Annotated in this window: 12 protein-coding genes and 1 pseudogene; 5 read left to right on the plus strand and 8 right to left on the minus strand. The window is 56.5% G+C overall.

The window, feature by feature from the left end:
- Positions 1–16 precede the first annotated feature (16 nt).
- The 5 genes and pseudogenes from BGP77_RS18340 to BGP77_RS01925 form a co-directional block, all read right to left on the minus strand.
- Positions 17–151 (minus strand): annotated as a pseudogene (locus BGP77_RS18340) (ESPR-type extended signal peptide-containing protein); the annotation flags it as partial.
- 239 nt (positions 152–390) lie between these two features.
- Entirely contained in the window at positions 391–2,133 is a 1,743-nt protein-coding gene (locus BGP77_RS01910; protein WP_146171162.1) for a ShlB/FhaC/HecB family hemolysin secretion/activation protein, read from the minus strand.
- A gap of 204 nt (positions 2,134–2,337) precedes the next feature.
- Positions 2,338–2,961, minus strand: coding sequence for a peroxiredoxin (locus BGP77_RS01915; RefSeq protein WP_108163054.1), 624 nt, complete (start codon positions 2,959–2,961; stop codon positions 2,338–2,340).
- Positions 2,962–3,198: 237 nt separating this feature from the next.
- Positions 3,199–5,691, minus strand: a complete 2,493-nt coding sequence (locus tag BGP77_RS01920; protein WP_108163055.1) for an ABC transporter permease — start codon at positions 5,689–5,691, stop codon at positions 3,199–3,201.
- The gene (locus BGP77_RS01925; RefSeq protein WP_199224168.1) at positions 5,688–6,389 is read right to left on the minus strand and encodes an ABC transporter ATP-binding protein; all 702 of its coding nucleotides are present in this window, start codon (positions 6,387–6,389) and stop codon (positions 5,688–5,690) included. Before BGP77_RS01925 ends, BGP77_RS01920 begins: the two co-directional genes overlap by 4 nt.
- Between BGP77_RS01925 and BGP77_RS01930 the strand changes: the two genes are divergently transcribed.
- Positions 6,388–7,032: an arylesterase gene (locus BGP77_RS01930; RefSeq protein ID WP_108163057.1), complete on the plus strand. Its 645-nt coding sequence runs from the start codon at positions 6,388–6,390 to the stop codon at positions 7,030–7,032. The genes BGP77_RS01925 and BGP77_RS01930 overlap by 2 nt on opposite strands.
- Before the next feature lie 30 nt (positions 7,033–7,062).
- Positions 7,063–7,575 carry a sugar O-acetyltransferase gene (locus tag BGP77_RS01935; RefSeq protein ID WP_108163058.1) on the plus strand — a complete coding sequence of 171 codons (513 nt, stop codon included), beginning with the start codon at positions 7,063–7,065 and terminating at the stop codon, positions 7,573–7,575.
- 18 nt (positions 7,576–7,593) lie between these two features.
- On the opposite strand, the gene folK is transcribed toward BGP77_RS01935, so the two are convergent.
- The 3 genes from folK to tsaD are packed head-to-tail and all read right to left on the minus strand — an operon-like array spanning position 7,594 to position 9,517.
- A complete protein-coding gene (gene folK / locus BGP77_RS01940; protein ID WP_233252274.1) occupies positions 7,594–8,112 on the minus strand; it encodes a 2-amino-4-hydroxy-6-hydroxymethyldihydropteridine diphosphokinase in 519 nt (172 codons plus the stop codon).
- An 11-nt stretch (positions 8,113–8,123) separates the two neighbouring features.
- Positions 8,124–8,480 carry a dihydroneopterin aldolase gene (gene folB / locus BGP77_RS01945; RefSeq protein ID WP_108163060.1) on the minus strand — a complete coding sequence of 119 codons (357 nt, stop codon included), beginning with the start codon at positions 8,478–8,480 and terminating at the stop codon, positions 8,124–8,126.
- On the minus strand, positions 8,480–9,517 hold the full coding sequence (gene tsaD / locus BGP77_RS01950) for a tRNA (adenosine(37)-N6)-threonylcarbamoyltransferase complex transferase subunit TsaD (RefSeq protein ID WP_108163061.1): 1,038 nt from the start codon (positions 9,515–9,517) through the stop codon (positions 8,480–8,482). Before tsaD ends, folB begins: the two co-directional genes overlap by 1 nt.
- A 215-nt stretch (positions 9,518–9,732) precedes the next feature.
- On the opposite strand from tsaD, the gene rpsU reads away from it, so the two are divergent.
- The 3 genes from rpsU (at position 9,733) to dnaG (ending at position 12,638) form a co-directional block, all read left to right on the plus strand.
- Positions 9,733–9,948: a 30S ribosomal protein S21 gene (rpsU, locus tag BGP77_RS01955; RefSeq protein ID WP_108126214.1), complete on the plus strand. Its 216-nt coding sequence runs from the start codon at positions 9,733–9,735 to the stop codon at positions 9,946–9,948.
- 42 nt (positions 9,949–9,990) lie between these two features.
- A complete protein-coding gene (locus tag BGP77_RS01960) occupies positions 9,991–10,437 on the plus strand; it encodes a GatB/YqeY domain-containing protein (RefSeq protein WP_108163062.1) in 447 nt (148 codons plus the stop codon).
- 311 nt (positions 10,438–10,748) lie between these two features.
- Positions 10,749–12,638: a DNA primase gene (gene dnaG / locus BGP77_RS01965; RefSeq protein ID WP_108163063.1), complete on the plus strand. Its 1,890-nt coding sequence runs from the start codon at positions 10,749–10,751 to the stop codon at positions 12,636–12,638.
- The last annotated feature ends 121 nt before the right edge of the window (positions 12,639–12,759 follow it).

The following is a 12,759-nucleotide window of genomic DNA, read 5'->3' on the forward strand; positions in this document are numbered from 1 at the left end:
TCAGCAGACCGAATAACCGTAAGGGGGACGATTGCAACCGCGGTACCGATGCCCCGTTAGCAGCACGATCACCGGAACCGGCCAGCTCACCGGCCACCATCAATTGGCCGCGCGCGGCATTAAAAATTACGCGAAAGCAACGCTTATTCATTGGGGAGTTCCCTCTCTATGAACACCAGAACAGTCAGGGTCACGGACCGGGTTCACAGCCAGGGGGATAGGGTGAAGGCGGTCACAAAAAAGGGATATAGGGAATTAAAAATAGGGTGTCAACATAGCGGACAGATGTGCGCCCTTTTTTCGTCAAAAAACTAAAAGCCGCACATCAAAACGTTATTTTTTTGACCATTATTAGCGCCTGAATTTTCGAGCGCCAAAAAGCCGGCGCCCTCAAAAAGACTTTGATATTTGAAAGCGAACTATCGCACCTTCGGTCTCTAATGATTCCGGCGAGAGCAATGGAAAGCTGAGGCTGTTTTCGTACGACAGGCCCCACAACTGACCTTTCAGGGCCAAGCTGCTGCCGGCTAAATACTGCTCTTCAGCAAAGATGGTTCCGGCATCGAGGCCTAACGTCAGTTGATGACCACGACCCGGCAAATACGGCCACGCCGGTACAACCCAGGCAAGATCGTTGCGCCAATAAAACCCGGATTCGCCACTGAACCCACCGTTAAACCCGCGCACGGAATAGGCGCTGCCAATGGAAAACTGATCGCGTGGTATCAGTTGGGTTATATTAGCTTGTGCTTTTATTTGTGAATCAATATTCCAGTTTTGGTTCAGCCACTGAAAAGGTCGGCGATAACCGGTATTCATCGTTACCCATTGCGGGTTTTCCACACCATCGCCGCGCGCAACTTCCGGATCTTCGATGGCACCAAACGCCATTAAACCCAGCTTATATGTCAGGCCGGAACTCACTGTTGCCGGGCCCATAAACAACTGGTGATTTACAGCGGCTTCCAGTGAGCTGCTGCGCCGACGCTGTACTTCGATCTCGACATCATTGATGTAATTAGACGACTGACGCGCCTGGACACTCAGGTGCCCGGAGAGTTTATTGCGGTCATTGCGAAAGAGCGTTCGTTCAAGTTTCACGCTCTGATTGGAGTTAACCCCACCGTATTTATAGGCCTCAATGGCGCCGTCGATCATCTGGAAGTTTTCACTGATGCCGCCGTTAAAGCTCAACAACCAATAGCCGTACGGAATGGAGTAGTGACCGTTAACGCCTTGCGAGCCGCGGTCATCATGATCAAAGACAATCGATTGGGTATAGCTCAAATAGAACAGGTCGTTGAATGCCCAGTACGGATCGTAATTAATGGTGACACCGGCCTGATAAATACCGTTCGATTCACTGCCGCTGTTGTCCAGCGTCTCGGTCACGCGCAGCGGGTCGCCCTGACTCCATTGAATCACCAGGTCGCTGTAACCGGGCTCTTCACCCGGCTCGATGTCGATGTTCACGTCCACCGACGGCACGCGTTTAAAATTCTCCAGCGCCTGTTCAATATGACGCAGGTTTAACAAATCGCCGGGGCGCATGGTTAGTGCATTCCAATAGGTTGCGCGCCTTGGTACTCCGTCGACAAAACGAACGTCTTCAACGTAACCGGGCAATAACGTCAGGCTTAACACCCCGGAATTCATATCCTGGGCTTCGGCAACCACCCGGCTGGTCACAAACCCCGCTCCGATGACTTCATTCTGGGCTTCGGTCATCATTCGGTTGATACCGTCAGCGCCGATGCAGTTATCCGGCGGCAAAGCGTCATTCAGATTTTTTTCCAACCACTGAAAACGGTCATATTCATCCGACACCAGTCGCACTTCGGTAATTGGAAAGCAGGGACCGGCGTCCTCTTCGGGTTCTTCGGCTAAAGGGATTTGCGGGGTATCGAGAAAAATATCGGGTTCGTTTAAGAAGCGTTCGTTCAGTTCATCCTGCCAACCTTCAAACCGACGAAACTGTTCGAGTGATTCTTGCTCGCTGCGATCCAGCGTTTCCTGGCTGGGAGGTTGCGCTGCCCAGGAAAGGACGGGTGTGGCACATAACGCAATCAATGCGTGATGAAGGGGCGCACGGCCATCGTTACGATTCAATTTACTCAAGAAATACCACAACAAACCCTTCACTCCTTCGCCGGAAATTCATTCAGTTTGGCACTGGGGTCGGGCTGGATACTAAAGGTAGCTATCGACAATGACCATCGTTGCAGCGAAGCAAAGGTAGGAAATATTCGCTGAATAACACCTTATTTAACGGCACAGACAATTGGGATAAACAAAAAAAACCCGGCAAGAGCCGGGCTTTTTAAAACGCTTCGTCGATTACAGCTTGTCTGAGTTGCTACCCAGATATTCAGCAACACCGTCCGGCGTATTAACCATACCCGCGTCGCCTTTGTTCCAGCCTGCCGGGCAGACATGGCCGTTTTCTTCGAAGAATTGCAGCGCTTCAACAACGCGGACCAGTTCGTCGATGTTACGGCCGATCGGCTCGTCGTTCATGTGCTGAGCGCGAACAACGCCTTGCTTGTCGATCACGAAAGAGGCGCGGAAGGCAACGCCGGCCGGGTAGTAGCTGTCGCCACCAATAGACTCAACGCCATAGGCTTTGGAGATGTCATGGTTCATGTCGCCAACCATGGTGTATTTCACTTTGCCGATGCCACCTTCGTTGATCGGCGTGTTGCGCCAGGCGTTATGAGTGAAGTGTGAGTCAACAGAAACGGAGATCACTTCGACACCCAGTTCTTTCAGTTTGTCGACACGCTTGTCCAGAGCGATCAGCTCAGACGGGCAAACAAAGGTGAAGTCCAGCGGATAGAAAAACACCAGGGCGTATTTGCCCTTGATGGTTTCAGCGAAGTTAAATTCATCAACAATCTGGCCATCGCCCAGTACCGCAGGGGCTACAAATTCGGGGGCTTTACGTCCAAGCAATACGCTCATACGAGACTCCTGTCGTATCCAATAAAGGTGTGTTTAGGGTTAAAAATTGGGGCATCACCGAGGATTGATGCAGCGTTAGAATACGGTGTTTGTCATGACAACTCATGACATGGACCGCTATAAAGGCTATAGCAATTAGCTATCACCCTCTTTGCCTGAGTCAATCGATCAGCTGGTTGCGCCATACAGGATGGGGGTTTGAACCGGCGCCTTCAAGCACCGGTCCAATTTGCCGTTTCAGACCGACTTCAGCACCACCATGGGCGGCGCCTTGATGACGCGACGCGTGGATACCACACCAATAGCGCCAATCACCAGCGCGCCGATGACTGGGCCGGCCAGCCAAAGCCGGTAATGCGGCGTCCATTCCAGATTCAGCATTTCCACCTGGAAATACGCCAGCGCGGCTTCAGCGCCGAGCGCACCGAGCAACCCAGCCAGAGCGCCCAAGGCGGCAAACTCAATCCATAAACCGCCGCGAACCAGCGCCGCTTTCGCGCCCAGCGTTCGCAGGATGGCGCTTTCCATTAAGCGTACATCGAGCGTTGCCTGAACGCTGGCGAGCAGAACAATAAAACCGGCCAATAACACCAGCGCCAGAATAAACTCCACGGCCACGGTAACCTGGCCGACGATGGATTGAATCTGGCTGATGATGGCGTCCACTTCGATCAGCGTGACGGTCGGATACTGGCGCATCAAATCCGCCAGCATGGGTTTCTGTTCGGGCGAAAGGTAAAAACTGGTCAGGTAGGCGGCACCTGCGCCATCGAGAATCGGGCCATTGAAGATGATGAAGAAATTCGGCGCCATTGAATCCCATTGCACCGAGCGCAGACTGGTAACTTCCGCCGTCACCGACTGACCACCAATGTCGAAGCTCAGTTCATCGCCCACCTCAATGTCGAGTTCTTGCGCAAAATCTTCTTCAACCGACACCCGCGTTTGGCCATCGCTTTCGCCCTGCCACCAGTCACCGGCGACAATGTCGTTGTCGTCGGCCAGCGTGTCGCTCCAGGTAAGGTTCAGTTCGCGGCGGAAATCGTCGTCATCGGTTTGCAGTCGCGCCAACCGATCGTCCATGGTTTCGCCGTCAACGGCAGTCAGTCGGCCGCGAATCATCGGATAGAAGGGTTCGCGATCGACATCAGCACGATCGAGCACGGCCTCAAAACCCGATCGCTCATCTTCGAACAGATTAAACGCGAAATGATTCGGCGCGCCTTCGGGCAATTGATTTTGCCATTCGCCAATCAAGGATGAGCGCAACAGCGTGAGCACAAACAGCAGCATCAATGCGATGGAAAACACCATGATCTGAAACGCATTCTGACGACTGTGACGCTGCAAACTGGCCAACCCCAAGCGCCAGGTCGTGCCCAGACGGCTGCCGTATCGGCGCACCACGGCAATCAACATAACGGCCAGTACCGACACTCCCAGCACGGCGATCAAACCGCCACCAAGCAAGGCGGCCGTCAGCCACAGATCACCGCTGTACAGCCACACCAGGGCGACCACGGCGGTTGCGCCTAACGCCAGTGTTATACGGCGACCCAGAGTGCCGCCTTCGAGTTCCGACCGCAGCACGCGGGCCGGCGGCGTTTGGCGCAACACCCAGACCGGCGGAAACGCGAACGCCAGCAAACAAATCAGGCCGGTTAAGAAGCCGATCAGCAATGGCCGGATGCCCGCTGGCTCTAATTCACGTGGCAGCAAATCGCCCGCTAACTCCAGAAATCCCCAGTGCAAAAACCAGCCCAGCGCCAAACCGGCAAACACCACCAACACACCCAGCACCATTAAGTTACCGGCATACAGCCCGGCGATGCGGCGCGGCGTCAGGCCTAAGGTTTTCAACAGTGCAACGTGCCCCAACTGACGGTCGGCGTAGCGTCGCGAGGCCAGCGCCAAGGCAACGCCTGCCAACATCACGCCGAGTGACCCGGCGAGCATTAAAAAGCTTTCGGCGCGCTCCAGCGCCGAGGTGATGCCGTCGTTGGATTCACTGGGTTCAACCCAGCGATAGGAGCGATCATCGGCGTCGCTGAACTGTTGCTCAAACTGATCACGGAACTGGGCGACATCGCCGCCGAGCAATAAGCGGTAACGCACGCGGCTGCCCGGTTGCACGGCACCGGTGGCGTCAATGTCGGCGGCATTAATCAACACCCGTGGACCGACGCCAAAAAAGGAACCGGCGCTGTCGGGTTCGCTGATCAAAGCCGCGGTGACGGTGAGATCCGCATTGCCCAGACCGATGGTGTCACCGACCTCGATACCGAGCGCCGGAAACAAGCGCGAGGTCAGCCAGGCTTCGCCCGACACCGGACCTTGGGTGACCGGTTCGCCAACGCCAAAGGGCGTGTCTGCCAACAGCACTTCGCCTTTAAGCGGATAGGCGCTGGAGACGGCCTTGACCGAACCCAGTTGCAAGTTGCCGTCGGCACCAAAGGCCATGGCCTGAAAGGTCACCATATCGGCGGTTTGCAGACCGGCCGCCTGAGCCAGTTCACGCACGTCGTCATCAATGGTCTGACGCGAACCCGCGCGAATCTGCGCATCGGCCGCGAGCAAACTGCCGGCTTCATCGAGGATGGAATTGCGGATGCGGTCGGTGAACAAACCGATGCTGGTCACCGTGGTCACCGCCACCAATAAGGCTGCAATCAGCACATTGAGTTCGCCGCCGCGCCAATCGCGCCACAGCAGTTTTAACGACAAATTCACGCTGGCTGCCCCTCTGTAACGTCCGTCAGTTCACCGGCTTTCATTTCCAGTTGTCGCGAGCATCGGGCGGCCAGTTTGGGGTCGTGTGTTACCAAGACGAGCGTGGTTTCACTGGCGCGGTTTAAATCGAACAACAGATCAGCAATGGTTTCGCCGGTGCGGGTATCGAGGTTGCCGGTCGGTTCGTCGGCAAAGAGGATCGGCGCGTCGCTGGCAAAGGCGCGAGCAACGGCAACGCGTTGCTGCTCACCACCCGACAGTTGCAACGGATAATGCGTTTCGCGACCGTCGAGACCGACGCGCTGCAACCACTCTCTCGCGCGCTTTTCTGCATCGCTCGCACCTTTCACTTCTAACGGCAGCATGACATTTTCCAGCGCGGTCAAAGACGGCAACAGCTGAAAATTCTGGAACACAAAACCCACCAACTCGCCACGCAACAGCGCGCGTTGCTCTTCATCCAAAGCGGTGATCTCGCGACCGCCCAACCAGACTTCGCCACTCGACGGCCGGTCCAAACCCGCCAGCATGCCCAGCAGCGTCGATTTGCCCGAACCGGAGGCACCGACAATGGCGACCGATTCACCGCGTTCGATGCGCATGTCGATGCCTTTAAGGATGACTAAGCGCCCTTCCCGACTGGGCACTTCCTGTTTAAGCTGCCGGGTCTCGATCATCGCGTTGGATTCCGTTGTCATGAGCGTCACTTCTCTACAGAGCAAATGGATTGTCCGCAGCCTGCTGGCCACAGTCTTGATTCTTGCCATTCTGCCAACCCGCGCCGCCACCCTTCTGGTGATGGGCGACAGCCTCAGTGCCGGCTATGGCATCGACCCACAAGATGGCTGGGTCAATTTGCTGGCGCAGCGGCTCGACGAACAAGGCGCCTCACATCAGGTCATCAATGCCAGCATCAGCGGTGAAACTTCTCGCGGCGGACTCGATCGTCTGCCTGCCTTGCTGGAACAACACCAACCGGATTTAGTGTTGCTCGAACTCGGCGCCAACGATGGCCTGCGCGGCTATCCGGTACCGCGCATCACCACCAATCTCAGCCGTATGATTGAACTGAGTCAGCGCGCCGGCGCTGAGGTCATTCTGTTGGGGATTCAGTTGCCACCCAATTTCGGCACCCGTTACACCGAACCGTTTTTCCAGCAATACGCTGAACTGGCGGACCAGTTCGAGCTGCGCTATCTGCCCTTCCTGCTCGAAGGCGTGGCACTGACCGATGCTTTAATGCAGGACGATGGTTTGCATCCAACCGCCGCAGCTCAGCCCCAGGTTTTGGACAATGTATGGCCACTGATCGCTGCTGCCCTGGGCGAGTTGTCATCTTGACAGAAAGATTACAACGCACCGGGCAACGTCATGACTGAATTCGACCGCATGCGGCAGGGCCTGCCTTTTAATGCCAAAGACGCCGACCTGCGCCAGCGCCGCGAAACCGCCCGCCTGGCGTGCGCGCGGTTTAATGCGCATCCGAGCAAGGGCAATCTGCGTCACATCACTCGACTGTTTGCCGCTCACGATCAGGTTGTCATCGAGCCGGGCTTCCAGTGTGATTATGGCAGCCAGATTCATTTGGGCCGGAATTGCTACATCAATTTCCACTGCGTCTTACTCGACGCCGCCGACATTGTGATCGGTGATGACGTGCTGCTCGGCCCCGGCGTTCACCTCTACACCATCGACCACCCCAGAGACGCAGCGGCACGATCAAGCGGCGACTGTTTCGCCCGATCCATACGCATCGGCAACCGGGTTTGGATTGGCGGCGGCGCCAAGGTTTTACCCGGCGTCAGCATTGGCGATGACGTCATCATCGCCGCCAACACCGTGGTGCGACGTGACGTTGCCGCCGGTGAACGGTTCTTTGGATAAGCTAAAAAAGAAGAGAACTTACAGCGCCTGATCGCGCCATTGAAATGGGACCGGCCAGAGTTTCTGGCGATCTTTGGGGTAGTCTGCCCAGAGTTCCGCGTAGCTTTTCTCGCTGCCGGGCAAACGCGCGTCGGGCAAAATATCCGCCATGGGTTTGAGCACAAAGGCATTCTCGGCAGTCTCAGCGCGCGGCAGTTCGATGCCATCGCGCTCACCCACCACCTCACCGTAAGTCAGGACGTCGATGTCCAGCGTTCGCGGGCTGAATTTCGGACCGCTGCGATTCCGGCCATGATCGTCCTCGATGCGCTTGAGCAGACGTACAATGTCAACCAGCGCCCGATCAGTACGGATCAGCACCACCGAATTCAAGAACGGACTGCCATCAAAACCGACCGATTCACTTTCATACACCGGCGAACACACCAGATCGCCAAAGGCATCGGCCAACGCATCCAGCGCACCCGTGATGTGGCGGTAACGATCGATGTTGCTGCCCAGACTCAGCGCCACATCGACACCAGCAGCATTGCTCACAGCTTTATCCATCAAGGGAAGGTTCGCCTTATGCGGATGCCGACGGCCTGGCAATCAGCCACAGCGCCAGCTTTATTAATGCGTAATTCAATGTCGGTAATACCGGCAAAACGATGAATCTCCTGACACAGCCGCTCGCCGAAGGTTTCGATCAATTCGAACGCTTGCTCGGCCGCCCAGCTGCGAATGTGACGCGACAGGGCGTCGTAATCGAGTGCCTTATGAATGTCGTCATCGACAGCGGCCGGTGCGCAGTCGTAAGCCAGCGACAAATCCAGCCACAGGTTCTGGCGAATCTCGCGTTCCCAATCGTAAACACCGATCAGCGTTTCAACCTTTAACCCTTCGAGAAACACACGGTCGGTCATCACAAAGCTGCCTTTATTGGGTCCAGGCTATCGAGCGGCCAGCGCGCTTTAATATCGATCGACAAATCCGACTGCTGGCCAGCCAGCAATCGCTGGGCCCCGGCGTAAGCGATCATGGCGCCGTTATCGGTGCAGAATTCCAGACGCGGGTAGTACAACTTCGAGCGTTGATCATCGGCCATGGCCTGCAACTTTTCCCGCAACCGGCGATTGGCGCTGACACCACCGGCGATCACCAGCGCACGATGCCCGGTGGCTTTTAACGCACGCCGACATTTAATGACCAGCGTATCGACCACCGCCTCCTGAAAGCCACAGGCAATATCGGCCATGACGTTTTCAGGCACGCTTTCGTCGACGGCATGCTCGGCTACCGTCAGGCGCACCGCCGTTTTTAAACCGGAGAAACTGAAATCCATGCCGGGCCGATCAACCATCGGGCGGGGAAATTCAAACACGCCCGGTGTGCCGCTGTCGGCGAGTTTCGACAGCAGCGGACCACCGGGATAGGGCAACCCCATCATCTTGGCGGTTTTATCGAAGGCTTCACCGGCGGCGTCGTCAAGGCTTTCGCCGAGTAGCTGGTATTCACCCACACCGCGCACATCGACCAGCTGGGTATGACCGCCACTGACTAATAAAGCAACGAACGGAAAAGGCGGCGGATTGTCTTCAAGCATTGGCGCCAGCAGATGGCCTTCCATATGGTGCACACCCAGTGCGGGCACGTCCCAGGTCCAGGCCAGCGAACGCGCCAACGAAGCCCCCACCATCAGCGCGCCGACCAGACCGGGACCGGCGGTATAGGCCACCGCATCGACCTCGCCAAAGGGCAGATCGGCGTCTTTGAACGCCTGTCGAATCAGCGGTACCAGCTTGCGAATGTGATCGCGCGAGGCCAACTCCGGCACCACACCGCCGAACTCGGCGTGCATGGCCACCTGGCTGAACAGCGCATGAGACAAGAGCCCGCGTTGCGAATCGTAGAGGGCAACACCGGTTTCATCGCAGGAAGTTTCGATACCGAGAACGCGCATCGGGGCTCCACAGTCAGTGACTCAGGGATCATTAGTTAGAGGTCATGGTTCCGGTCGGAACAGGCTGCGCAGTGTAATGAAGCACCGATGATAAAGGAACCCAGGCTTTACACCCGGCAGTGGTCGACGTAAAATTGCGCGCCTCAAATTCGGGGGGCTGTGAAATGCCCGTATTTCCCGGTTTGAGGCCAAACCCACAAACAAAGGTTGATTGAATGCCAAGCGTAAAAGTCAGAGAAAACGAGCCGTTCGACGTAGCACTGCGTCGTTTCAAGCGTTCTTGCGAAAAAGCCGGTGTGCTGTCTGAAGTTCGTCGTCGCGAACACTATGAGAAGCCCACCTGGGTTCGTCAGCGCAAAGCCGCTGCCGCCGTTAAGCGTCACGCCAAGAAATTGCAGCGTGAGCAAAAACGTCTGGTCCGTCTCTACTGATCAATACCTTTTAAAAGCCGGTTTCTAGTGGGTTAACCGACGATGTCTGAGCTCAAGCAAACGATCACCGAAGCCATGAAAGACGCCATGCGTGCCAAAGATAAGGCACGCTTGGGTACTATTCGACTGATCCTTGCTGAGCTCAAACGCATCGAGGTTGACGAACGAATCGAGCTGGACGACGCCCGAGTGTTGGCCGTCCTGGACAAAATGAATAAGCAGCGTCGCGATTCCATCGCGCAGTTTGAAGCTGCGAATCGAGACGATCTGGCCGCAGTTGAGCGGGAAGAAATGGAGGTGATTGCCACTTTTCTGCCTGCGGCACTTAGTGAAGACGAAATCAACGCCCTGGTCGATCAGGCCATCAGCCAGACCGGCGCCAGCGGCATGCAGGATATGGGCAAGGTCATGGGTGTGTTGAAACCCCAGTTGCAAGGCCGAGCCGACATGGGCGCGGTCAGCAAGACCATCAAAGCCCGCCTGGGTTGAGTGTTTCTCCGCTTAGCCACATCCCTTAAATTCTCTAAATCTACTCACTGGTAAGCCCTTGAGCTTGCGGTATGCTAAGCCGTCGATTTGAGCGCATTGCATCGGGTTCGTGATGAGCCGATGCGCGCAACCTTCGGGGACGTCGTAAATACATCCCTGTAGACTCAACTGCAGCATCCATGCTGCAGATGCCCCGAAGCCAGCACCCACCGACCCATCACTCGGTTGAGTGCCCATTCAAGAACGCTGTAGTGACTTAAAAAGTGACTAAGAAAGCGACTGGAAAATACTGAGAAGTAACTGAGGAACGCATGGCCGGCCTGATTCCCAACGACTTTATTGACGATCTGCTCGAACGCACCGACATCGTCGAAGTCATCGGTCAGCGCGTACCGCTCAAACGCAAAGGCAAGGATCACTGGGCGTGCTGCCCGTTCCACAACGAAAAATCGCCTTCGTTCTCGGTCAATCCCGTTAAACAGTTCTACTACTGCTTCGGCTGCGGCGCTTCCGGCACGGCACTGAGATTCCTGCAGGAATACGAACGCCTGCCCTTTCCCGAAGCCGTGGAAGAACTGGCGCGTCTGGCCGGTGTCGACGTCCCGCGCGAAGAGCAAACACCGCAACAACGTGAGCGGCAAAAACGCCAGCGCAGCCTCTACGACTTAATGAGCAGCTGCGGCGACTACTTCGCGCATCAGCTCTATCACCACCCCAAAGCCAACGACGTGCAGCAATACGTTCTCAACCGCGGCCTCAGCGAAGAGGTGGTGCAGCGGTACCAGATCGGTTTCGCGCCCGCGGGCTGGCAGAACCTGATTCAGCATTTTGGCGACAACGACGAAAACCGCAGCCAGTTGCTGGCCACCGGCATGACCATTCGCAACGATAATGGTCGCGAATACGACCGCTTCCGCGAACGACTGATGTTTCCGATCCGCGATTTGCGCGGCCGTACCATCGCCTTCGGTGGCCGGGTGTTGTCACCCGATGGCAAACCCAAATACCTGAACAGCCCGGAAACGCCGATTTTCCATAAAGGCCAGGAACTCTACGGCCTTTATGAAGCGCGCCAGGCGCTGCGCAATTTCGACAACATCATCATCGTCGAAGGCTATATGGACGTGGTGGCGCTGGCGCAGTTTGGCGTGAAGAACGCCGTGGCGACGCTGGGTACGGCGACCAGCCAAACACACGTATCGCGGTTATTTAAACTGACACCGGAAATTGTTTTCTGTTTCGATGGCGACGCCGCCGGTCGACGCGCTGCGCTGCGCGCGCTGGAAAACACACTGCCGGAGATTCGCGACGGCCAACAGGCGCGTTTCCTGTTCCTGCCCGACGGCGAAGACCCGGACAGTCTGGTGCGCAAAGAAGGCTACGATGGCTTTATGCATCGCGCCCGCCAGGCACAAAGCCTGCCGGATTTTCTGTTTCAACATCTGCAGTCTCAGGCCGATACCTCAACATTGGACGGCAAAGCGCGGTTGGCGAGCATCGCCCGTGGCTGGATCGATCAGGTACCCGAAGGCGTGCTGCATCAGTTACTGCTGCAACAATTGTCGAACCTGGTCGGCTTACCCGTTGAGCAGATCCTCAGCAGCTACAAACCGATCAAACCGGCCACCGCCGAACCCGAGCCGGCACCGGCTTATGACGGGCCGCCGCCGGATGAGTATGCGGCTTACGACGAAGCGCCGCCCTACCACGAAGCAGGATCGCCCGCTCAGGCCCTGCGAAGTGGCATGGGTGTGCGTTTTTCGCTGGTACACCGTTGCCTGGCCTGGCTGATCCGGCACCCGGAAATGGCCCACGAGCTGGACCTCGCAGCGCTGGAAACGCTGCCGGAACAGGAAGGCAAAAGTTTGCTGACGCAAGTGGTCGGGCTTTTGCAAGAAGCGCCCGGCAACGATCTCTACCATGCCTTTGACTATCTTTGTCAGCATGGATTGCGCGAGACATTGGCGCCCATTGCCGCGTCGGATTACCTCTGGCTGGAGCATCGAGTGCTGGAAGGTGAGAATACCGATGCCAACGCGTTGGCAAGGACAGAACTTGAAAAACTGCTGGTCGCCCTTAAAAAGAGGGCTCCGCACGCGGAGTATGAGGCGCTGAAACAGCGCATCAACAATCTGGATCCTTCACTGACGAAGGCTGAGAAGCAGCGCTTCCTAGAGCTGCAAAAGCAACGCAAGCTGTGATGAGCACTCAAGACCGACCACAACTGACTTCGGCCAGGGCGGACTGACAGGCCTCATCACCGAAACGACTTGGCTGCTACCGGGCCTGGCCGTTCTCGACCCTGAAAGTGTTGGTCAAAAA

The sequence above is a fragment of the Saccharospirillum sp. MSK14-1 genome (genome assembly GCF_003054965.1).
Lineage (GTDB): Bacteria > Pseudomonadota > Gammaproteobacteria > Pseudomonadales > Natronospirillaceae > Saccharospirillum.